21 protein-coding genes and 3 pseudogenes are annotated in these 22,022 nt (G+C 67.7%); 8 read left to right on the forward strand and 16 right to left on the reverse strand.

The window, feature by feature from the left end:
- Positions 1–39: 39 nt before the first annotated feature.
- A complete protein-coding gene (locus EDD92_RS47445) occupies positions 40–1,395 on the reverse strand; it encodes a cellulose binding domain-containing protein (protein ID WP_260327243.1) in 1,356 nt (451 codons plus the stop codon).
- Between the two features lie 592 nt (positions 1,396–1,987).
- On the opposite strand from EDD92_RS47445, the gene EDD92_RS47450 reads away from it, so the two are divergent.
- From EDD92_RS47450 to EDD92_RS51890, 4 genes and pseudogenes are all read left to right on the forward strand, one after another.
- Entirely contained in the window at positions 1,988–3,070 is a 1,083-nt protein-coding gene (locus tag EDD92_RS47450; protein ID WP_185124361.1) for a glycosyltransferase family 2 protein, read from the forward strand.
- Between the two features lie 85 nt (positions 3,071–3,155).
- Entirely contained in the window at positions 3,156–3,371 is a 216-nt protein-coding gene (locus EDD92_RS47455; protein ID WP_123970049.1) for a hypothetical protein, read from the forward strand.
- A 154-nt stretch (positions 3,372–3,525) separates the two neighbouring features.
- Positions 3,526–3,681 (forward strand): annotated as a pseudogene (locus tag EDD92_RS51885) (transposase); the annotation flags it as partial.
- A gap of 23 nt (positions 3,682–3,704) precedes the next feature.
- Positions 3,705–3,980 (forward strand): hypothetical protein, encoded by a 276-nt coding sequence (locus EDD92_RS51890; protein WP_123970050.1) that lies wholly within the window; start codon positions 3,705–3,707, stop codon positions 3,978–3,980.
- A gap of 62 nt (positions 3,981–4,042) precedes the next feature.
- On the opposite strand, the gene EDD92_RS47470 is transcribed toward EDD92_RS51890, so the two are convergent.
- Together EDD92_RS47470 and EDD92_RS47475 are read right to left on the reverse strand one after the other, a co-directional pair.
- Positions 4,043–4,666: a hypothetical protein gene (locus tag EDD92_RS47470; RefSeq protein WP_123970051.1), complete on the reverse strand. Its 624-nt coding sequence runs from the start codon at positions 4,664–4,666 to the stop codon at positions 4,043–4,045.
- Between the two features lie 1,071 nt (positions 4,667–5,737).
- Positions 5,738–6,436, reverse strand: coding sequence for a hypothetical protein (locus tag EDD92_RS47475; RefSeq protein ID WP_123970052.1), 699 nt, complete (start codon positions 6,434–6,436; stop codon positions 5,738–5,740).
- Between the two features lie 136 nt (positions 6,437–6,572).
- On the opposite strand from EDD92_RS47475, the gene EDD92_RS47480 reads away from it, so the two are divergent.
- Positions 6,573–8,570, forward strand: a complete 1,998-nt coding sequence (locus EDD92_RS47480) for a histidine kinase (RefSeq protein ID WP_123970053.1) — start codon at positions 6,573–6,575, stop codon at positions 8,568–8,570.
- Positions 8,561–9,208 carry a response regulator transcription factor gene (locus EDD92_RS47485; RefSeq protein ID WP_123970054.1) on the forward strand — a complete coding sequence of 216 codons (648 nt, stop codon included), beginning with the start codon at positions 8,561–8,563 and terminating at the stop codon, positions 9,206–9,208. The genes EDD92_RS47480 and EDD92_RS47485 overlap by 10 nt, the downstream gene beginning before the upstream one ends.
- Before the next feature lie 478 nt (positions 9,209–9,686).
- Here EDD92_RS47485 and EDD92_RS47495 read toward each other — a convergent pair whose 3' ends face one another.
- The gene (locus EDD92_RS47495; RefSeq protein ID WP_123970055.1) at positions 9,687–10,316 is read right to left on the reverse strand and encodes a hypothetical protein; all 630 of its coding nucleotides are present in this window, start codon (positions 10,314–10,316) and stop codon (positions 9,687–9,689) included.
- Positions 10,317–10,839: 523 nt separating this feature from the next.
- Here EDD92_RS47495 and EDD92_RS47500 point away from each other — a divergent pair.
- Positions 10,840–11,694 carry an ArsR family transcriptional regulator gene (locus EDD92_RS47500; RefSeq protein ID WP_123970056.1) on the forward strand — a complete coding sequence of 285 codons (855 nt, stop codon included), beginning with the start codon at positions 10,840–10,842 and terminating at the stop codon, positions 11,692–11,694.
- 150 nt (positions 11,695–11,844) lie between these two features.
- On the opposite strand, the pseudogene EDD92_RS47505 reads toward EDD92_RS47500, so the two are convergent.
- The 7 genes and pseudogenes from EDD92_RS47505 to EDD92_RS47530 all read right to left on the reverse strand — a co-directional run.
- Positions 11,845–12,209, reverse strand: a pseudogene (locus EDD92_RS47505) (IS5/IS1182 family transposase); the annotation flags it as partial.
- A 38-nt stretch (positions 12,210–12,247) separates the two neighbouring features.
- Positions 12,248–12,778 (reverse strand): SRPBCC family protein, encoded by a 531-nt coding sequence (locus tag EDD92_RS47510; protein WP_123970057.1) that lies wholly within the window; start codon positions 12,776–12,778, stop codon positions 12,248–12,250.
- Between the two features lie 3 nt (positions 12,779–12,781).
- On the reverse strand, positions 12,782–13,855 hold the full coding sequence (locus EDD92_RS47515) for an alkene reductase (RefSeq protein ID WP_123970058.1): 1,074 nt from the start codon (positions 13,853–13,855) through the stop codon (positions 12,782–12,784).
- A gap of 47 nt (positions 13,856–13,902) precedes the next feature.
- Positions 13,903–14,601: pseudogene (locus EDD92_RS47520) on the reverse strand (alpha/beta hydrolase); the annotation flags it as partial.
- Between the two features lie 27 nt (positions 14,602–14,628).
- Positions 14,629–14,853, reverse strand: coding sequence for a hypothetical protein (locus EDD92_RS50615; protein ID WP_221268222.1), 225 nt, complete (start codon positions 14,851–14,853; stop codon positions 14,629–14,631).
- Positions 14,854–15,045: 192 nt separating this feature from the next.
- Positions 15,046–15,987: an NADP-dependent oxidoreductase gene (locus EDD92_RS47525; protein WP_123970059.1), complete on the reverse strand. Its 942-nt coding sequence runs from the start codon at positions 15,985–15,987 to the stop codon at positions 15,046–15,048.
- 113 nt (positions 15,988–16,100) lie between these two features.
- The gene (locus EDD92_RS47530) at positions 16,101–16,922 is read right to left on the reverse strand and encodes a helix-turn-helix transcriptional regulator (RefSeq protein WP_123970060.1); all 822 of its coding nucleotides are present in this window, start codon (positions 16,920–16,922) and stop codon (positions 16,101–16,103) included.
- A gap of 196 nt (positions 16,923–17,118) precedes the next feature.
- Between EDD92_RS47530 and EDD92_RS47535 the strand changes: the two genes are divergently transcribed.
- Positions 17,119–17,343, forward strand: a complete 225-nt coding sequence (locus EDD92_RS47535) for a hypothetical protein (protein ID WP_123970061.1) — start codon at positions 17,119–17,121, stop codon at positions 17,341–17,343.
- 169 nt (positions 17,344–17,512) lie between these two features.
- Here EDD92_RS47535 and EDD92_RS47540 read toward each other — a convergent pair whose 3' ends face one another.
- The 5 genes from EDD92_RS47540 to EDD92_RS47560 form a co-directional block, all read right to left on the reverse strand.
- Positions 17,513–17,662: a hypothetical protein gene (locus tag EDD92_RS47540; RefSeq protein WP_260327244.1), complete on the reverse strand. Its 150-nt coding sequence runs from the start codon at positions 17,660–17,662 to the stop codon at positions 17,513–17,515.
- A gap of 150 nt (positions 17,663–17,812) precedes the next feature.
- On the reverse strand, positions 17,813–19,159 hold the full coding sequence (locus tag EDD92_RS47545) for an AI-2E family transporter (protein WP_123970062.1): 1,347 nt from the start codon (positions 19,157–19,159) through the stop codon (positions 17,813–17,815).
- 9 nt (positions 19,160–19,168) lie between these two features.
- Positions 19,169–19,486, reverse strand: coding sequence for a 2Fe-2S iron-sulfur cluster-binding protein (locus tag EDD92_RS47550; protein ID WP_221268223.1), 318 nt, complete (start codon positions 19,484–19,486; stop codon positions 19,169–19,171).
- Between the two features lie 7 nt (positions 19,487–19,493).
- Positions 19,494–20,735: an NAD(P)/FAD-dependent oxidoreductase gene (locus EDD92_RS47555; protein WP_185124363.1), complete on the reverse strand. Its 1,242-nt coding sequence runs from the start codon at positions 20,733–20,735 to the stop codon at positions 19,494–19,496.
- Positions 20,732–22,021, reverse strand: a complete 1,290-nt coding sequence (locus EDD92_RS47560) for a cytochrome P450 (protein ID WP_123970065.1) — start codon at positions 22,019–22,021, stop codon at positions 20,732–20,734. Before EDD92_RS47560 ends, EDD92_RS47555 begins: the two co-directional genes overlap by 4 nt.
- Position 22,022 lies beyond the last annotated feature (1 nt).

Below are 22,022 nucleotides of genomic sequence, written 5' to 3' on the forward strand. Positions count from 1 at the left end.
CGAGGAACGATGAGCTCGCGTCCGCAATCGTGTCCCGCGTCAACGCTTGGGCAGAGTGTTGACGAAGTTCGTCCCGGCAGCGGTGAACCCGGCCACGGTCTTCTGGACGTTGTCCACGGACACGGCCCGGCCCGACTGGTAATAGAGCCAGTCGACCCGCATGTCCCAGGTGCGCGACACCCCCTTGAAGGGGAGGTCGATGAACCACGTACTGAAGTTGACACTCATGTGCTCGCGCGGTGAGTAGCTGCTTGAGTTCGTGAACAGCCTCTGGCCGTCCACGGAGTAGGTGGTGGCCCCGTCCTGGGCCGTGGTGATCACCATGGTGTGCCAGCCGCCGAGTTTGAGCCCGTGGGAGCCCGTGACCCGGTCTCCCCGCTCGCTGCTGCGCCAACTCGTGGTGTCGAGCCGGGGGCCCAACCTGCCCCATCCGCCGTTGGGCATGTACTCGTAGTCAAGTTCGCTGTACCTCGACGACGCATGGTCGGGGGAGATGGTGAAGAAGGACTCGGAGATGTGGTCGCCGTCGCTGCCGTTCGTCGGCTTGTCGCTGAAGTACACCCGCGCGACAAGGGTGCCGGTCAAGACGGTCGGCCGGGTGCGGTGGAACTCGGACTGCAGGGTGCCCCGCGTGGTCCCGTCCGTGGCGGCCCGCAGTTGGAGTGCCTGGTCCCCGTCACCCTTCTCCCCGGCAGGGAAACTGACCCCGTCCTTCGACCAGGAGCCCTTGACGCCCGGGCCGCCTTCACCGCTGCGGGCCTCCCAGCCGTTGACGGCGAGCGCGGGGTCTTCGGGGCCGGCGTAGTCGAAGTCGTCGAAGAGGATCCCGGAGCCCGGCGCGTCCGCGGCCTGTCGCGGCGTGCGGGCCGGTGAGCTGGGGCCGGGGGTGCGGCCGTTCGGTTCCTGGCCCCAGACGAGTGCGCCTCGCACGTACGCGGTCACGAGCTTCGACGGCGTGTACGTGACGTCAGCGGACTTGAAGGAGCGGTCGTTCACCTGGTTCAGCTTCTCGTGGTCGACGCGGTAGAGCTGGAGACCGATGCCCTCGCTGGACCTGCCGCGTGCCAGTGTGCCGGCGGCCGCCGTGAAGCCGATCTGGAGATAGTGGTCGGCGTCGGGGCCGGCAGCGTCCGACGGGGCGGCCTTCAGAGTCCTCAGGGTGACGTTCGAGCAGCCGATGGATGTCTGGACACAATTGGAGCCGTACGCAGGGGCGTCGTCTGCCGTGTAGTAGTACCGCAGCGTCACATCGCTCAGGTCCACGGTCTGCCGGGAGGTGTTGATGACCTCCAGCCACGGTTTCGCGAGGGCGGTCGTCGCAGGGGTGCTGGTTCGGTAACGGACCGTGAGCACAGGCGGCTCCGAGGTGTCGGACCACCACTTGGAATACAGCACGGTGCCACTCGCGGCGAGGACGCCCAGGAGGAGTGCAAATGTGACGACTTTTCGCGTACCGCGGTGAGGCGCGTTGCGGCGGCGGCTGCGGCTCACTGAGGCGCCCTGAGGGTTTGCAGCTGCGTGGCCGAAAGTATGCGCCGTGCGCCGGATCTGTGGCGGATCATCACGGCGCATCGTAATCACACTCCGCCAAGCGCTCCAGGTTCCAACCTCACCCGCCTTGATGCTGTGGTGTTCCTCACTTCGCGAGCTGTCGCCCGTCAGGCCCCATAGGGCCGAATGACCGATTTATGGCATCTTAGTGGCCCACGTATGGTCCAGCACATTCATCAACCGTCCAACTAGGTGATTACTGGGGCGATGTCACCGGTGCGCCAGATGAGCTCGGTATGGGCCGATGAGGCTTCCGTGAGGTATTTTCCGGGAGGCTTTCAAGCCATGCACAACGGGTGGGCGTTGTGAAGGAATCCTGTGGGGGGATCTTTTAGTGGCCGGTACAACGGCGCGCGCTGCGCACGTCGAGCAGCGGAGCGTATCGCGCAGCAGGCACCGAAGAGGCCGTGTCTCGTACGAGGAGAACCGGAGTGGGGTGCTCTACGAGACGGTTGTCCTCGTTCCGGCGCGGAACGAGGAGGTCGGGGTCTTCACTTCGCTCGACTCCCTGGCCTCGCAGACCCGGCGGCCCGACCTCATCATCGTGGTGGTCAACAACTCGACGGACCGCACCGAGGAGTACGCCCGGCAGTTCGCCGACGACGAGCGCACGCCGCCTACGGTCGTCCTGAACTTCCCGAACAACCCGCACAAGAAGGCAGGGGCCCTCAACTACGGCCTCAACTGGCTGCGGGAGGCCGTCGGCGGCCGGCTGAACAACCGGGTGCGGCACGTCCTCGTCATGGACGCCGACACCGAACTGCACCCGAGGTTCATCGAGCGGGCCGGCAACGTCATCGCGTCCGACCCGGAACTCGGCGGAGTCAGCGCCGCCTGCCTCGGCCGCACCGACCTGTGGCGCAACCCCTGGCAGCGCTTCCTCCTCGGCATGCAGATCATCGAGTACGGCCGGGCCGCGAACGCGCGCTACCGCCGGGACGTCCACACCATGTCGGGGGCCGGCTCCTTCTACCGGGCCGAGGCCCTGCAGGGGCTGATCGACTGGCGCGGCGAGGTCTTCTGGGAGGACCACCGCAACCTGGTCGAGGACTACGAGACCACCCTGACTCTCAAGGAGTCCGGCTGGAAGGTGACGGCCAACCAGCTCTGCATCGCCTACACCGACCTCATGCCCACCCTGCGCGAGCTGATCCAGCAGCGTGAACGGTGGAGCCGCGGGACCGTGGACACCCTGCGCCGCCGTGGCTGGACAAAGTTCACCTGGCACTCCATTGCCACCATCATCATGGGACTCATCGGTTTCGCGTACATCCTGGGGTGGGGGTCCCGGCAACTCGTCCTGCTTGCGGAGTACGGCTTTCACCACCAGCCGCTGCTCTGGGCCCTCTTCGCCTTCTGGATCATCTATCCGGCACTGCGGGTACGGAACCTCGGCTGGAAGGCCATGCTCGTCGAAGCCGTACTGCTCCCCGAACTCGTCTACACCGTCGTGCGGTCCTACTGGCTCATCTCGTCCATCGTGAAGTCCTACGTGACCCGCGTATCCGCGTGGAAGTAGGCCGCGCAGCAGGCAGGTGCAGAACCAGCCGGGCGATGAGGCAACCGGGTATGGCGTACGTCGTGGAATCAGTTCAGGGAGAAAAATGAACACCCTTCGGGGCTTGGGGGCATGCGCGGTGCTCGCGGGCGTAGCCTTCGCTGTGACCAAGGTGGTGACCCTCGACCAGATGGTGCTCGGCATCACCCTCTCGGTTGTCGCGGTGTCCCTGGTCACCTACATGGCCTCCATCCGACGCCGCCGCAGGGACCGCCGTGCGGCCAACGGAAGGGTCCGGTCCAGGCGCGTTGCTTCCGGATGACGGTGACTGCAAAGCCCCGGCACGCGCTGGTGGGACAGCCGATCCGAGACCGTCCTACGAGCTCGTAACAGGATCTTGTTGAAGTGCCCTGCTCGGGCGTGACCGTTGTGACGATCTGACCGTTCGAGTGGGTGTGACGACTCGGCCGTGGATCGTGGACGACGACTTGTGGGTACTGATCGAACCATTGCTGCCGGCATGGCCCGAGCGGTCGCCGGGGCCGAAACCGGTGCCGGACCGGCTGTGCCTGCAGGGCATCGTGTACGTCCTGCACCAGGACATCGCCTGGCAACTCTTGCCCCTGGAGCTGGGGTTCGGCTCCGGGGACCTGCGGTGCGGATCACCCGCACGACGCTGCTGGAGCTGCCAGATCCGCAGCCGCCCGCGCCGCCGGCCCCGAACCTGCCAGACCATCCGGCCTACCAGCAGATCATGGCGGTGTTCGCCGCCGCCGACGCGCCGCTGCGGGCGCGGCAGGTGTGCGAGGCGATGGACCTGGAGATCGCGCCCAACAACATCAACAACACCCGCCTGAAACTCAAGCGGCTGACCGCCCGCGGAATCCTGGTCGAGACCCGGCAGGGCTTGTTCACCCAGCCACGGCCGTAGCCTCCTGGCGACACCGCGGCCAGCCCGCTTGCCCCTCCCGAAAGAGTGGAACGGACATCAACTCACGCACTGCCTCTCAGCTCCTGAACTGAGTCGATCACGCAGTCCACCACCTCGGTCACCGGCTTGGACGCATCGATGATCGTCGCGCCATGGCTCTCGTAGATCGCTCGCATCCGAGGATTCCACTTCAGGGCCGCTGCGAGCTCTTCGGGATGTTGACCGAATGTGTTCGTAGTGCGGGTCGCGAGCCGGTGGCGGAGGGTGTCCTCGTCGATCACCAGGCACACGATGAGGTCGAAAAGATCGCGGACGTCTGCCTCGTTCTCCGCTGACCCACACAAGAACGCGATTCGGAAACGAGACTCCTCGACGAGCGTCTCAACGCGCTCGCGGACGATCGCCCACCCATATCGATCGAGCCAGCCCCCGGGAACCGGATACGGAGGATCCATCACGACCTCGCCCTTAGCTCGGTCGATCCAGCGACAGAAGCCGTCCTCGTCGCCGTCGAGCGCGACGTAGCCACGCTCTCGCAACACCCCGCAGACCGTGGACTTACCAGTCCCTGAATTGCCCGTCACCCACGCCAACGTCACGCCGCCAGCGTAGACATGACCACCCTGGGCCAGCGACGCTATCGCCGCGATCAGGAAAGGCGTAGCTTCGAGTGACTGCTCCGGCACAGCCGGTGAATAACCGAAGCCCCAGCTCAGACACCATGCCACGTGCGTCAAGCACGCCATCGCGGCCGGTCACTCAACCCGAGCTGCACCCAAGCCGAAACGGACATCAACTCGCGTACCGCCCTCCAAGGCCCGACCGCTGTCCTGGGCGCTGATCTGGTAGAGCATGTGGGGGTGGTCGCCGCTTGCGCTGCTGCGCTCGACGTACGCGGTGATAGTCAACGACGTGCTGGTGGTCCGAGTGACCGACTCCACCGTGTAGGTCCCCCCGTACCCTGACACGCTCCACGGTGCCGCGCGCGAGGCCTGCACGGTGCTGTGCTTCGGCGAGTCGGCCCCCAAGGCGCTCTTCAACGGTCCTATGCCGTCTGTCGCAGCCCAGATGACCGCGGCTGTGACTATGCACAGTGTCACGATCGTACTGCGCGGCGGGGTGCGGTTTCTTCCCGGGAGCGCTGGGATGGTGCCCGGGGTGGGCGGCGCAGCGTACTCGTACCGGTGCTGGTGAAGCTGGCCGATGTTCCAGGCGTTGATGGCTGTGCCACCGACGGCACCGGGAGGGCCGGCGGGCGGGCTTGGGGTTGTGCCAGGTGCGGTCAGCCCTGGTTCGGACCCGGCGTGCGAGGGTTTGGGGCGGGTCCGATCGTCACGCTTCCCATCGTCAGCGCGGCCGCGGACCCGCCCTCGGCGCGGACATCCACGTTCCCGCCGATGGCCGGCCCGTCACCGGACGCCGCCACCCCACCGTCCCCAGGAGCGGTAGCGGCCTGCAGCGTTCTTACCAGGTTCTCCAGGGCCACGGCGAAGGCTGCATCGTGCTTGGCGGCATCCCGCAAGGAGTCCGTCAAGCGCCGCCGGGTGTGCTGCGAGGGCTCGTTCCGCCCGGCTGCGGCCTCCTCCCGGGCACGCCGCAGTGCCGGGTCCTGTCCGAGCTTGGCACTGACCAGGTTGGGCAGCCGCTCATCCCGGCGTCCAGGCCCCGGTCGACCTCGGCGTCGGCCCGTCCCGCCACCCGCAGGGCCTTGCCCGCCAGCCAGGCGAACACGTATCCGGCCGCGATCTCCGCACCCGTCATCGCAACCCCCCATCTGGGGCAGATACGGTGCCCCCGGATCGGGCCTGCCGCGGCGACATCATGAGGCCGACCACGACGGCCCAGATCCCAATGAGTGAGGCCAGCGGAAACAGCGCGTCGAATCGGTCGGTGAACGCGATCGTGGCTGATGCCAGCGCGAAGGCCAGCCCGCCGACGAGGCCGAGCGCGAGCGTGACGGGGTTGCCGAGGGTGCGCGTGCGGCCGCCGGCGACGGCGAGGACTGCGATGCCCAGGCCCCACAGCGAATCGACGATCGTCTCGTTCCACGTTTGCACGTGGTAGACGAACGTCTTCTCGCCACCGGCGATTCCGTCCGCACCGAGGGCGGCGAACAGGTGCAGCGTCATCCCGATCGTGGCGACGACGGCAATGACGGAGACTATGCCGGTCACTGTGGCCATGCCGGAGACGCGACCGCCGCGGCGCCGGAACGCGAGGATGGCGGCCGCGAAGCACGCCATCGCGGTAAGTAGCAGCGCGTGCGAGGGATACCACATCGAGTCGACCATCATGTCGTGGAGCTGGGAGACCTTCGATCCCTCACCACTGTCACCGGGGTGGATGGCGCCGCCTGCGAAGAAGGCGACCCCGGCCACCACCAGCAGGGGCCCGGCGACCCGTTCGGGGCGTCGGGCGCGGGACAGTTGGGTGCGGGCCCGAGTCGACGTGCTCATGGTGACTCCTTCGGTCGGGACGAGTCGGTCGTTCCACCGTGTCCCTCCTCGGAAGTCCGGGATACGGTGCGCACCCTGCACTTCGACCAGGGACAACCCTCATCCGTGAGCGTTGCCGCTGTGCCAGCATGTCTGTATGTCAGCGGCCACGGAGGCGCACGACCAGGCACCACCGACGGTCCGCGAAGCCGGGGCGGCACTGGTGGCGCTGGTGGTGGCGGCCCTTGTCGGCTACGGCTGGTACCTCGGCTTCCACCTGGAGAACGTGCACAACGGGTTGATCGGCGCTTCCTTCACCGCCGTGGGCCTGTACGTCGTCCGGATGCGGCCGCGGCACCCGGAGGGCTGGCTGTTCGTCGCGACAGGGGTGCTGCACGCGGTCATGTTCTTCGGCCGCCAGTACGGCCTGCACAGCGGCACCCTCGTCGCGGCCTCCTGGCTCGGCTGGGTCGGGGTGTGGCCGTTGCCGCTGGCGATCGCGCTGGCCGGGTGGACTTTCATGGCCTTCCCCGACGGGCGGCTCCCGTCACCCCTGTGGCGGCCCGCCCTGGTCGTGATGTTCGCGGTCGCGGCAGTACTCGCGGTGGTGTCGGCGCTGTGGCCGGTGGAGTACGACCGGATGGGACTGGCTGCTCCGCACCCGTTGAATGTGCCTGGCGGCGAGGCGGCGGACCGCGTCTGGAAGTACGCCCAGTACAGCTACCTGCTCTTCCAGGTGCTGTGGACTGCCGCGATCGTGGTGCGTATCCGCCGCGCTCGTGGCGACGAGGTGCGCCAGATGCGCTGGCTCGTGTTCGCGGTGGTCGCGGCGATCGTGTTGCTGGTGGCCGGCCTGCTGGCATTCGGCAGCCCGGTTCCGGGCCTGCTCGCGCTCCCGCTGATCCCGGTCGCCGCCGGGTTCGCGATTCTCAAGTTCCGGCTCTACGACATCGACCCGGTCATCAACAAGTCCCTCGTCGTCGGGGCCATGCTGCTGCTGATCACGGCCGCGTACGTGGCGATCGTGGTCGGTGCGGGAGCCGTGGTTCCGGCTGACGAACGAATGCTGACGCTGCTCACGACGGCCGTCGTCGCCGTCGCGTTCGAGCCGCTGCGGCGGCGGGCCCAGCGCCTGGCGGATCGTCTCGTGTACGGGCATCGCGCGACCCCGTACGAAGCGCTGTCCCGATTGTCGGCCCACCTCGAGAACCCGCCGCAGGACCTGCTCGACGCCATCGCAGCCACGGTCGCAGGCGCGGTCGGCGCCACCGAGGTTGTCGTGTGGGTGGGCGACGAGCATTGTCTGGTGCCGCAGGGCCATTGGCCGGCTGCGACGGTCGATGCAGGCTCGGCAGCGCTCGCCGCGCTGGGCGGGCCGCGCCGGCTGGTCCGGCTCATCGTCCACCGCGGCACCGTGCGCGGCGCGATCACGGTCCGTAAGCCGGCGGGCGAATCGCTCAACGCCACGGAGGTCCGCCTGCTGGCGGACCTGGTCGCGCAGACCGGGCTGATCATCGTGCAGCAGCAACAGGTGCAGGAGATCCAGGCGGCGGCCCGCCGGATCGTCACCGCCGAGGACGCGGCTCGTCGGCGCATCGAGCGCGACCTCCACGACGGTGCACAGCAGCGACTGGTCACCCTGGGGCTGGAACTCGGCGCCCTGGCCAAGCAGGCGGAGGCCGACGGCGCGGCGATGGCGGACCGGGTCAAACAGGCGCGGGCGCAATTACTGGAGGCCACCGCCGAACTGCGTGAGCTGGCCCGCGGCCTGCACCCGATGGTGCTGGCCCAGTCGGGTCTCGAGCCCGCACTGGCCGCGCTCGCCGACCGGTCGGCGATCCCGGTGCGACTGCGCCTGGCCGACGCCGGTCGCCTGCCACGCGACGTCGAGGCGACGGCGTACTACGTGGTGAGCGAGGCGCTCACCAACGCCGCACGCTACTCGGGCGCGAGCGTAGTCGTCGTCGACGTGGCCCCGGTCGACAGCGGGCTGTGCGTGGAGGTCACCGACGACGGCTGCGGCGGCGCACGCCCAGGAACGGGAACAGGGCTGCAGGGGCTGGCGGATCGCCTCGCCGCACTCGGCGGTGACCTCCAGGTCGACAGCCCTTCCGGCGGCGGCACCCGGATCAGGGCGGTGCTGCCGTGCGAGTGATCGTCGCCGACGACGCGGTCCTCTTCCGTGAGGGGATGGCTCGCATCCTCGCCGAGGAGGGCTTCAACGTGGTGGCCCAGGCACGGAACAGCGCCGAGCTGGTCGGCCTCGTCCGCCGCGACCCACCGGACGTGGTGATCACCGACCTGCGGATGCCGCCGGGCTTCGCGGACGAGGGCATCGAGGCCGCGGCCGAGATCCGCTCGTTCGCGCCGCAGGTCGGACTGATGCTGTTGTCACAGTATGTCGAGGTGCATCACGCGCTACGGCTCATGGAAGAGTTCGACGGTGCGGTCGGCTACCTGCTCAAGGACCGGGTGTCCGACCTCGGTGCCTTCGCGGTCGACGTACGACGTGTTGCCGGTGGCGAGGTCGTGATCGACGCCGAACTCGTGTCCAGGCTGGTCGGCCGACGACGGGAACGTGACCCGCTCACCGAACTCACCGACCGCGAACGGGAGGTGCTGGCGCTGATGGCCCAGGGGCTGACTAACGCCGCATTGTCCGCCGAGCTGGTCCTGAGCCCCAAGACGATCGAGGGCTACGTACGCAGCGTCTTCACCAAGCTCGGCCTGGAGCAGAGCGAGCGCGAGCACCGGCGGGTGCAGGCGGTGCTCCGGTTCCTGCGCTGGCAGTGAGCCGTTTTCCAAGGGTCCGCCTTCCGCCGCGCGTTCTCCCGCACCTGCCAGCGCAGCAGGTCGTGGATGGTCTGGTCGGTGCTGTCGTCGCGCCACTTGGTGAAGTAGTACATCGCCGCGCCGCGCGGCGGCAGGCCGTGCGGAAGCAGGCGCCGTCCTGTCTCCACCGCAGTCGTGACTGTTCCTAAACCTGTATCAGCAGGTCAAGGGCCAACACGCGGAAATTGAAGCATTGCCCAAGCGTTCGGGGAACGGTCGCCGTGACCGTTCCCCGAACGGGAATCCATGAGGCTGCGGTGACACAACGGAAGGAGTGGCAAACGCCGTGGCGTGGGTCCACACCACCGCTGCTCAGGACCACCGAGGGACCCAGCAGCTTGATCAATCCGAAGCGCCGGTCAGCTCGTTCACCCTCGGTCCGCCTGATATCAGGTTACCGGCCCACTGCTCCGGGGTTTAGGAACCCGCCCGGCGCGGATCAAGCCGCCCATATGTTGCAGTCCTGGCGGTGTGAGTACAGGCCGGTGGCACCACCGCGGAGTTGCGAACAGACGTAGAAGCGCTTGCCTTCGAAGCTGAACCGGTACTCGATGGCCTCGCGCGCCTCCCAGCCGAAGTTCTGCTCGATGTTGGCTTCGATGCCCGTGAACTGAAAGGTGTTGAGACCCTGAGCACCCACGTTGCGGTAGTCGAAGGTCGTGACTCTGGTGCCGTCGCTGCACCAGTTGAGGGTAAACCAGGTGTTGCCCTCGCGAACGGTGAGGTCGCTCCACGTGTCGTAGGCGTAGGCGGACCAGCAGCCGCCCCCACTGCTCATGGCCGCGAACGCGGGCTTTGCCGCCAGCTCGTCGCTGGCGACGGCGGCCGAGACCTCCGCTGATGACATGCGGTGTGTGTGCTTCACCTCCGTGACCTTCTGGTGCGTGAGAGCCTTGGCGAACAGCGCCTTGTCCGAGGCGGAGAGGCTGGCATAGGCAGCCTTGTGGTCCGTGGCGGAAACGACTTTGACCAGTACCGCCTTCTCTGCCCCGAGGTTCTCAGAAGTGGGCTGCGCCACCGCGGTAGCGACGCTGCCGAGTGTGAGACTTGCCATCAGCATCCCGGTCACGGCCAACGCCCGGGCTGTGCGCTGTGCAGTCCTCAATCGTACGGTCATGTCCAGCTCCTCTTCGTGGTTCTCTGATGCAATGTCATGTGCTTCATGTGCTTGCGCCGCATTCATGGAATCGCCCGCCCGCACTTTCGTAGAAGCGATGACGAAGACCCCTCGGCGACGCCTCCGAGCGTGTGCTTTCGTTGCTTTCCGCGAGCCAGGTTGGGCTGGCAGGTCTGTAATTCGCCGTGACCCCGACCTGCCGTTCACCTGCTACTGCATTGACCGAACCTTTCGTCGCTGTCCTCTGCGTTGCGCGGGAACGGCTGACCACCCGTGAAGACCTATGTACGCGGGTCCGTTGGCCGCCCTAGATTCGCCCTAGGTGCGAGGTCAGCCAGGGGGTCAGCGCTGTCCCACCCCGCACAGCGCCGTGCCGGGCGTTGTGTCCCCATCGTTTCGTCTAGGCCTCCGCGCGGGTAGCTTTTGCCGCGTAGCGCAAAAGCCCAGTCGAGAGCGTCAAGACCTTGGGGGGTAGTTGATACGCATTCATCTAGGGTCGGAGGGTTTAGGCAACGTGAGGATTTCCGGCATCGCCGACTTCGACGCGGAGTTGACCGCTGCTGGGCGTGCTCTTGCTGGCGGCAGACAGCCTGACCAACTACTGACACAGCTCTACTCCCGCAGCACCTCCCCAGACCTTGCTGAGGGCGTAGACCACGTGTATCTCTCCCACCTGTTCGCGCGCCGCCGACCGACACCCTTCACCAAAGCCCTTGCCGAAGGAGACGACCACGCCAACAGCATCCTGGTCACGTCCATCGACCACCTGCGCAGCGACGCGGTCGACCCGCACCACTCGGGGATCAGCTCGGCGGTGGCGGCCCGCGCCGCCGACCTGTCACACTTCTACGTCGCCGGCGGTGCGTCGAAGATGTTGCACCGGCTCGGACACGACATCAGGCTCCGGCCTGGCGTCGTGGAGGTGCCGACGGCATTCGAAGCAGACCTTGAGCTCGGCGAGCGCTCGCTCCAGATCCAGCCAGTGGCCCTCAACCGGCGGGTCACCCTGGCTGAACCAACCAGCGATCTCCTGACCATCCGGATCCCCGCCGGCGCCCCACCACGGGTTGAGCTGGACCACATGGCCGCGCTCCGCTCCCTGCTGGGCGACGGCAGAGCGGAAGTACTCGCAGCGATCGTCACGTCCGGCGGCGTTACCGGACGGCAGTTGGCCTCGCAGCTCGGAGCGTCAGACGCCGCGGTCAGCCGTTACGCCGCCGTGCTGCGGCAGGCGGCCCTGATTCGGACCCTGCGCATGGGGCAAGCCGTCAGACACATCGCGACACCCCTTGGCCACCACCTGGCACAGCCACGTCGATCTCCTTTGTAGTAGCGACATGTCCCACTACGCCGGGCGGCCCGGTGGAGCAGACCGCCCGGCCAGCCCCCCTGACGTCGTTGCACGCGGCATCGCGTGCCTGAAACAACGGACCCCATCTCCTCGCCGAGGTCGCCACCTATGGGGCGTATGGAGTCGTGATCAATGGGTGGTCCGGGTGAGATCTTTGATCCAGATCATCGAGGCGCGCAGGTGTACGCCGGCGAGGTTGCTGTCGGGGTCTTGTCCTATCGGGTGGCGATGCCTCGCCAGGCCTTGAGCTTGTTGATCAGGCGCTCGACGGTGTTCCTCTCCTTGTGGAGGTCGGCGTTGTGGCTGACGGGCCGACTACCCCCGGAGCCCTTCTCCCTCCGGTTGGCAGCCTGGTCCCTCTTCCCGGGGATCACTGCCTTGATGCCGCGTCTGCGCAGGGGGCCCGATTGCCGAAGAACCCGTAGGAGGCCGGCGGGACGCCGGCCTCCTACGGGTTGTAGCACGGGCTCAGCTCGGTTGGCACGACCCGGTTGGGCCGGTCGGGATGCTGATGTCGTGCTGCTTCGGGCCGTCAGGTGCCGCGGGGTGGCACCGGCTCGCTGTGATTCTCCGTTTCGATGACGTGGACGCACCGGTCGAGGGCGGCGGCCATGTAGCGGTGCCAGAGCGGGGCGAAGGGGCCGGCGAGGATCCAGCGTCGGCCGGGCAGCGGCTTGAACTCGTAGGTCCAGCGGATGAGTGCGCCGTTGCCGTCGGGGTTGACGTTGAACTCGCCCCGAACTCCGGCCGCGAGGCGGGAGAGGATGTTGGTGAAGTTCGTCAGCTGGTAGGCGAAGCTGGATCCGGGCGTGTATTCGGTGAGTTCTTCGTCGGCCTGGGAGCCGTCGTCGAACTGCGGGTTCCTTCGGGGGCCCGGGTGGTCCCAGGCCTCGGTCTGGTTCTTCACACCGCTGATCCCGGGAAACGGGAAGACCGGGCGGAAGACGGTGGGAAGGTCGATGGGGGCCAGGATGCGGAAGGCGTCCTGGGGTGCGCTGCGGGTTCGCTGCTGGACGGTGATGGTGACGGTCTTGTCGTCGGGCTTGATGAGGAGAGTGGTCATGGTTCAGCTCGCAGCGGTGTTGGTGGTGGTGAGGGCGGGGTAGTCGGTGTAGCCGCGGTGGTCGCCGCCGTAGAAGGTGGCCGGGTCGGGCTCGTTGAGGGGCGCACCCGTGCGGATGCGGTGGGGCAGGTCGGGGTTGGCCAGTGCTGTGGCGCCGACCGTGACGACGTCGGCCAGACCGGAGTCGAGATCGGCGAAGCGGGTGTCGAGCGGGGTGCCGGCGCGGTTGACGATCAGTGCTGTGGACCACTGCTGGCGCATCCGCTGGAGGAGTTCTTCGTCAGGCCCTTGGATGACGTGCAGGTAGGCGAGGCCGAGCGGGTCGACGGTGTCGAGCAGTGTCGGATAGACGTCGTGGGTGTCGTGCTCGGTGATGTCGTTGTAGGGGTTGCCAGGGGAGATGCGCAGGCCGGTCCGGTCGGCGCCGATCTCGGAGGCGACCGCCGATGTCACCTCGGCGGTGAAGCGGATGCGGTTGGTGACAGAGCTGCCGTACTGGTCGGTGCGGTTGTTGGCGTTGGCTGAGATGAACTGGTGGAGGAGGTAGCCGTTGGCGCCGTGGATCTCGACGCCGTCGAACCCGGCGGCGACGGCCGCCGCCGCCGCGTGGCGGAACTCGTCGACGACGCCGGTGATCTCGTCGGCGGTGAGGGCCCGCGGCACGGGCATCTCCTGGGGGCCGCCGGTGGTGAACATGACGCCCTTGGGCTGTATGGCCGAAGGGGCGACGGGCGTGCGGTGGTGCGGGGTGTTGTCCGGGTGTGAGATACGGCCGGTGTGCATGAGCTGGACCACGATGCGGCCGCCCTCGGCGTGCACGGCGTCGGTGACCTTGCGCCAGCCGGCGATGTGGGCGTCGGTGCAGATGCCCGGGGTCAGCAGGTAGCCCTGGCCGTCGTCGGAGGGCTGGGTGCCTTCGGTGATGATCAGGGCCATCGAGGCCCGCTGCCGGTAGTGCTCGACGTTGAGCTCGCTGGGGGCGCCGTCCGTCAGGGAGCGGTCGCGGGTCATGGGTGCCATGGCCAGCCGGTGCGGCAGTTTCATGGCCCCGACGGTGAAGGGGGTCCAAAGAGTCATGGGATGTCGCTTTCTGCTGTTCAGAGCTGTCAGATGAGCGGTAAGGGTCAGAGGGAGGTGAGGTCGCGGACGCGGTCGGCGATGGCGCGGCGAGCGACGTCGGTGGTGGAGGCGATGGAGTCGAATTCGTGCGGGACGCCGGGGTGCAGGTGGAACTCCACAGGGACGTCGGCCCGGCTGAGCTCGGTCGCGTAGGCGAGGTCCTCTTCGCGGAAGGCATCGAGCTGGCCGACCTCGATGTAGGCCGGGGGCAGCCCGGTCGCGTCCTCGAGCCGGGCGGGAGCCGCGGTGGCGGGCACGTCCGGACTGCCCGCCGCGTCGCCGAGCAGCGCCGACCACGCGGTGCGGCTGTCGTCGTAGGACCACAGCAGGTACGGCTCGATGTGCGGGTCGGGCGTGGTGGTGCGGTCGTCGAGCATCGGCATGAGCAGGATCTGACGGGCGATTGCCGGACCGCCGCGCTCCCGGGTGAGGATCGACATAGCCGCGGCCAGTCCGCCCCCGGCGCTGTCGCCCATCACTGCGATTCGGCCTGGGTCGACGCCTAGTTCGTCGGCGTGTTCGTGCAGCCAGCGCAGGGCGGCGTAGGCGTCCTCGACCGGCGTCGGGAACGGATGCTCGGGGGCCCGGCGGTATTCGACTGACAGCATCGGCACCCCGCTGGCGGAGACGTAGCGCGAGACCGGTCCGTCGAACAGGTCGATGTGGCCGAAGATGTAGCCGCCGCCGTGGAAGAACAGCACCGCCGGACCCGCTGCGGCCCGGTCTTGGCGTTACCAGCGCATGGTGATCTGTGTGCCGTCGTCGGCGGTTGCGTGGTGCTCGGCGGTCGTGACGTCGGTCGGGATCGGCTGGGCCGCCGAGGCGGCACCGATGATCGGCTCCCACATGGCGCGGCGTGCGGGCACGTCGCCAACCGCCGGGGGTGTGGCGTGCGCCATGGCCTCGGCCATGGGGGCGAAAACCTGGGCGAACTCGGGGTCGAAACCGAGTGACATGGCTGTCCTTCTTTTTGCCTCATGGGTCTGAGTGATGCGTAGGAGCGGTGCAGCCCCAGGCCAAGATTCGGCTGTGGCCGGCATGAATTTGCTGGGGCTGCGCTCTGCCAGGTCTGGCAGAGCGCAGCCCCCCGCGAGGGCGCGACCGCTTGTAGGGAGACGCGACGCGATCGCCGTGCCGGAGAAGGTCGCCTAGGTGAGAGAGGCGGTGGAGGGAAGGACGAGGACCTTGCCGGAGAGCGCGCCTTCTGCGGCCTCCGCGTGCAGCGCCGGCAGCTCGGCCAGCGGCACCCGTCGAGCGATGTCGACGTGCAGCGCTCCGGAGTCGACCAGCGTCACCAGTCTCGCCAGCTGCGCGGCGTCGCTGTTGACGAAGAGGTTGACGCCGCGCACGCCGCGTTCCTCGTCGGAAGGTGCGGGCATCCACACCGTCGTGTTCACCACGATGCCGCCGTCGCAGACCACGGAGGTCAGCGCGGCCAAGTGCATCGGATCGACCGGCGCGAGGTTGAGCACGACGTCGACCAGCGCGGACAGCTCGGGGACCCCGTGGCCGAACACCTCATCGGCACCCGCCGTCCTGACGCGTTCGCTGCTGCGCGGCCCGGCCGTGGCGATCACGTGTGCGCCGGCGTGCTTGGCCAACTGGACGGCGTAGCCGCCGACCGCGCCGCCCGCACCGTTGATCAGCACCCGCTGGCCGGCAGTCAGCTTGGCGTGGTCGAAGAGGGCCTGCCAAGCGGTGAGCCCGACCAGCGGCAGCCCGCCCGCATCGGCCAGCGGGATGCTTGCGGGCGCCGCCGTCAGCAGGCCGACCGGTGCAAGCACGTACTCCGCCGCCGCGCCGGCGCCGGTCATCGGCAGGAAGCCGACAACCTGGTCACCCGCCCCGACCCTGTCCGCGCCCTCGCCCAGCGCGTCGACCGTGCCCGCGACGTCGATGCCGGGGGTGTGCGGCAGGGTCACCGGGATGGGGCCCTGCATGAAGCCCGCGCGGATGTTGCCGTCGACAGGGTTGAACGACGTCGCGGCCACCCGGATCCGGACCTCCCCGGCCGCGGGGACCGGCTGTTCCACGTCCTCGTAACGCAAGACGTCCGGAGTGCCGTACTCATGGAAACGCACTGCTTTCATGGCAAATGCCACCTTTCATGGCAGAGAATATGCTTCGAATTTGAAGCATTGTGGGACCCGGGCACGCCTCGGCTTCGAGACAGTGCCTTCAGGTGTGTGAGGGACGACAGCCGCTAGACGGCGGTCAGGAGCTGAAGCTTGCCGTGGCTCGGGGAACCGGGCACGGCGGTGAACACCAGCAGCGTTTGACACTGCTCCGGATCCAGCAGCATCTCGGCGTACAGCTCCAGCTCCCCCAACTCGGGGTGCAGGTAGCGCTTGAGGTCGTGATGATGGGTCACTCCCACTTCGTGCAACCGCCAGATGTTCGCGAACTCGGAACTGGCCTCCAGCAGCGCCGCGACGATCTCGCCGGCCCTCCCTGTGGGATCCGCTGTGTACGCGTCCCGGATCTCCGCGGCAAAGACCCTGCCCCGTATCGGATGGTCCTCGACCGGGTACAGGCCACGGACCCGCGGATCACCGGTGAACCAGCGGTAGACCAGGTAACGAGACATGCCCGAGTACTGGGTGTAGTCACCAAGCAGGGCGACCGCCGGGCGCGTCTGCAGCAACGCCTCGCCGAGCTGTGACAGCACGATCGCGGGCACATCCGAGAGGCCGGCGACGATCCGCATCATCGTGGGACCGATGTAATCGTCCCGCAGGGTCCGCCGCGGCGCCGGGATTCCGCCCAGGATGAGGAGGTGGTCACGCTCGCGCTGGTTGAGACGCAGCGCCCGGGCGAGCGCGACGAGCATCGTCTCCGACGGCGCCGGACCTCGCTGCTGCTCGATTCGGCTGTAGTAGTCGGCCGACATCCCGGCCAGCGCCGCCACCTCCTCGCGCCGCAGCCCGCCGGTGCGTCGCCGCTGCCCGCGGGGAAGCCCGACATCCTCCGGCTGCAACGCCTCACGACGCGCTCGGAGAAAATCCGCCAGCAACGCCCGGTCCATCGTCCGACCTCCTCTGTTCGACAGGACAATCTTGACGCGAACCGGGAACCGGATGAAGGGTAGTTCTAACCGCGGACAAGTTGTCCCTGGCTACTGAACTTGAATCGGTGATGTCGGGCTGGACGGCTGCACTTGGTTCCTACTGAGCCCTGAGCCAGATGTGGGTTCTGATGTGCTCAGTAAAGGAGCACCCCCGATGCTGCCTGGCCAGTCGAAGGTCGAGTTGTACGCCGCGCTAAGGCGCGACTCCCGCGATGGCATGTCGAACCGGGCGTTGCAGTGCACGTACGGCGTCACCGTGGAGCACGGTCAACAAGGCCCTGACCTCGGCTTGGCCGCAGCCATGCACGACAACCGCTTCGGCGCGGCCGTCGAAGCTGGATCCGTTCACGCTGCTGATCGACGAGATCCTGCTCATTGATCTGGATGGGACCAGGAAACAGGGCCACACCGTCACCCCGGATCTACCGCCGTCTGATCGACGAGCACTCCTCGTCCGAGGCGTTGACCACTTGAACCCGCACCGATGAGAGGGCGCAAGCGTCCTGCGAGCAACCGCGCGGTCCGGCCAGGGATTGAGAGTCCGGTGTTTATACCTTGCTCGCGACCACCGTGTAGTTCTCGGCCTCAAGATCGAACGTGCTCAGTTCCGTCTGGAGTCCGACCCGGTGCAGCTCGACTTCGAGTTCCTCGTACCGGTAGGGCCAGCAGGACAGCAGTTCCGAGCGGACAAGAACCAACCCGGTCGCATCAACTTGCGCGATCGCAATCTCGATGTGGTGCTCCTCCTCCCAATGCGGCGATCGAGGCGTTCATCGCTGTCGCCGACCGGGCGCGCGCCGATCGCCGCGACGGGACCGGCTCCGCGGCCAACTTCGTGCCGAGCAGGGCTACACCCTCTGCGAGCCCTCAGGCGTGTGCAGGGCTGAATCCTGGGAGTATGCCTTCAGATAACCGACGAGCGTGTTGGTGACAGCGACAAGCGGTACGGCGACCACCGCGCCGCCGATGCCCGCGATCATGCCGCCGGAGGCCACCGCCAGTACCACGGCCAGAGGATGCACGCGCACCGCGCGGCCGAGGATGAACGGCTGCAGGATGTGGCCCTCGATCTGGTGCACTGCCAGCACCACCGCCAGCGTCATCACGGCAGTGAATACGCCCTGGGTGACCAGCGCGATGACCACGGCCAGCGCGCCGGAGGCGACAGCGCCGACCAGCGGGATGAAGGAGAACAGGAAGATGAACACGGCGAGCGGGACGGCCATCGGGACGTTGAGGAAGTAGATGCCGATGCCGATGGAGAAGGCGTTGATGAGCGCCACCACCACTGTGCCGCGCACGTACGCCGTGAGCGTGGCCCACGCCCGCGGCCCGGCGCCGGCCACGCCCGGCCGGGCGTTCGCGGGCGCCAGCTTCAGGGTCCACTCCCAGATCCGCTTGCCGTCGTAGAGCAGGAAAAGGGTGGAGAAGAAGGTGAGCAGGATGCCGGTGAGGGCCTCGACGACGACCGTCACGCCCTCCAGTCCGACCGAAGTGATGGCGTCCGTATTCGCGCCGACCGCATCGGCCAGGCTCTGAGCGAGGCCGTTGATCTGCTTGTCGGTGACGTGGAAGGGGCCGTCGAGCAGCCAGCGGCGCAGATCCTCGATACCGTTTTGGACCTGCTCGGAGAGGTTGTCGACGTTTTCCAAGACCTGCCAGATCACGAACCAGGCCATGAGGCCGATGACGACGAACCCGAAGATCGCGGTGAGCGCCGTCGCGGGCCCGCGCGGCACCCCTGCCCGCTTCAGCCGGGCGACGGCGGGTTCGAGGAGGGCGGTCAGCAGCAGCGCGATGACGAAGGCGAACACGACCAACTGGACCGTGCTGATGATCCGCATCAGCACCCACACGGTCCCGGCGAGCACCAGCAGTCGCCAGCCGACCTCGGCGGCGACCCGAACCCCCCAGGGGACGGCCAGCGCGGGCTCAGGGCGCGACACGACAGCCGACGGCGACTCAGAGTCGGGCGCAGGCGGCGAGGCGGCTCCCCCGACCCCTGAGATGCCCTGCAGTTCCTGAGCGCCCTGAACCGCCCGGGGTGCCTCGGACGCGCCGGACTCCTCGGCGGCCGTATCGTCCTTGAGCTCGCTCCGTGACTCTCGACTCTCCCGGTCCACGCCGGCGCGCCGCTCACTCAGCTCGGTGAGCCCGGCACCGAGCCGGCCGAGCCACCCTGGCACTCGCGACATGATCCGTCCCTAGAACTGGGTCTCAGGAATGTGTACTTCCATCCCGGCCATGTCGGCTGTCACAGGGACTTGGCAGGTGAGGCGGCTGTTGGAGGTGCGTGGCGCCGGTACCCCCTCGAGGATCATCTCCTCGTTTTCATCAGCCGCAGGGAGGACCGGCAGGAACTTCTCGTCGATGTAGGCGTGGCAGGTTCCGCAGGAAGCACAGCCGCCACAGTCGCCGATGATGCCGGGCACGAGATGGTCAAGTGCTGCTTGCTTGAGGCTCTGGCCGACGACGGCCTCCACGGGGTGCGGTGTTCCGTCGGCCTCGATGAACCTGATCACTGGCACGTCAGGCACGCCTTTCTACGGTGGACTGGTGTCGCTTCATCAGTTCGGACAGCGGAAGGTCTTCGGAGGCGGCTTCATCCCCGGTCATCACGGCCCGAGCCGTGACGAGTTGCCGGCCGGCCGTGAAATCCCGCGGCCGGTTGACCGCGTGCAGGCCGGTGATCACGCCGTCACGCAGATACACCACTGTGAAGGAGTGCGATGACGGGTCGCCGCGGACGACAGCCGTGTCGCCCGCCTGCGGCAGGCCGGCCATCTGGAGTTTGTGGTCGTACTGATCGGACCAGAACCAGGGCGCCGTAGAGCGCTCGGTCGGCTTCCCGCACAGGGTCCGGGCCGCGATTCTGGCCTGGTCGGTGGCGTTCTGAACGGATTCGAGGCGTACGCTGCGGCCGAGGAACCCGTGCCACTGTCGCGTGCAGTCGCCCGCGGCGACGATGTCGGGGTCCTCGGTTCTGGCCGCGGCGTCGACCAGGACACCGTTGTCGACGGCCAGTCCCGCGGTGGTGGCGAGGGTGTCGTTCGGAGCGATCCCCACGCCAGTCAGGATCAGGTCGGCTCTGACCAAGGTGTCATCGCTGAGTTCCGCAAGGAGGGCTCCGTCGCGCCGGGCGATGCTGCGGACGGACACGCCTGTGCGCAGATCGACACCGTGATTGCGGTGCTCGCGTTCGGCGAAGGCGGAGACGGCCGGTGGGCACGTCCGGGCCAGGACGCGCGGCTGGGCCTCTACGAGCGTCACCGCGATCCCCATGTCGGTCGCGGCGGCCGCTGTCTCAAGGCCGATGAATCCGCCGCCGACGATCAGCAGGGTGCCTCCGGAGTGGAGTTCCTGCCGCAGCGCTATCGCGTCGTCGAGGTGATGCAGAGTCCTGCCCGCGATGTGGTCGGGGCCGAATCGGAGAGGGCGCGGACTGCCACCGGTGGTGAGGGCCAGCTTGTCGTAGCGCAGCGTGCGTCCGTCGGCCAAGGTGACGGATCGTGTCCGGCGGTCGATTCCGACCGCGGCAGTGTCGAGTTCGATCTCGATGCCGGCGTTGGTGTAGGCGTCCAGGGTGCGAGTCCGCAGTGCCTCGTGCTCGACCTTGCCGCGCAAGAACGCTTTGGACAGGGGCGGACGCTGGTAGGGCAGATGGCGTTCGGCCCCGACCAGGACGATGCGGTCGCCGAAGCCGGTCTGCCGGAGCGCCACGGCCAGTTCCGAGCCCGCCTGACCTGCCCCCACGATGACGACGGTGCTCACTTGCTCACCCGTCGGAGGGTGAGCGGCAGTTTCGTCATGTGCCGCATCAGAGAGTGAGGCACCCACGAGGGCTCGTTACTGGCCAGCGTGATGTCGATGTCGGATGCGGTCAGCGCGGTCACGACGGTCTCGGTGAGCATCCGGGCCACGTTCCTGCCCGGACACAGATGGCCGCCGCCGCCGAAGGTCGTGCCGTGCAGGATCGGACGGGTCAGCTGGTAGCTGTCGGGGTCGCTGAACACCTCGGGGTCACGGTTCGCCGCGGCCCAGACCATGACGATGGGAGTACCGGCGGGGATGAGCACACCCTGGTGCTCGACGTCCTGCAGGGCCAGCCGTTGACTGACCATCAGCGGCGACTCCAGTCGGGTGCCCTCGAAGAACGCGTTGGTGACCAGTGCCGGGTCGGCCCGGACCTGTGCATGCGCCGCCTCATCGATCAGCAAGCGGTAGACGACGTTCACGATCGCCACGCCGACCGTGTGGAAGCCGTCGAAGAAGTTGGCGGCCACCAGCGTCCCGATGTCCTCAGGCTCGCCCTCGAGGTCGATCGCGGCGAGGTCGGCTGCCATGCCGAGGAGCAATTCGTTGTCCTTCTTGGCCCAGGCTTGCCGGACCGCGTCCCCGACCACGTCCATGTAGGTCGCCGCAGCGGAGAACATCCGCTGGGACTGCTCGGGTGTACGGGAGAGCAGGAAGGTCAGGTTCATCTCCTCCATGAGTTCTTGGACGTGTGCCGCCTGGTCGCTGCTCAGGCCCAGCTGCTCGGCCCAGAAGCGGGTGACGAAGCGCCCGGCGAACTCATGGGAGAAGTCGATGTGCTCCCGTCCTGCGCACTCTTTGACGAGTTCCTCTGCGAGGCGCTGCGCGGCTGGGACGAAACGCATGATGCTTCGGGGCGTCAGTTGCCGGACGAGGATGTTGCGGCTTGGCTGATGCAACGGGGGGTTGGAAGTGAACACCTGATTCCGCAGGAACTGCCCGAAACCGGCGGTCTGCTCGGGGTCCGGCTTCACGCCGGGCCCGGAGCCGAGATCCATCTCGGTCGCCATCCAGAACAGAACCTCTGCCGGCATGTTGCCCATAGCCGGATTCGCCGCCAGTGCCCTGACGTCCTTGTTGCGCAGGACGACAAGGCTGTTCTCCGGGCCCTTGAGAAGTCCTGTTCCGTCTCGGCGTATGAGCTCTCGGGCGGTCTCGACGAAGTCGCGGGAAAAGTCCTCGAAAGACATGAGGTCGTCAAGCGCGGGAAGGTCCGTCACCGGCGTCGGTTGGGCGGAGGACATA

The sequence above is a fragment of the Streptomyces sp. TLI_185 genome, from assembly GCF_003814765.1.
Taxonomy (GTDB): Bacteria; Actinomycetota; Actinomycetes; order Streptomycetales; family Streptomycetaceae; genus Streptomyces.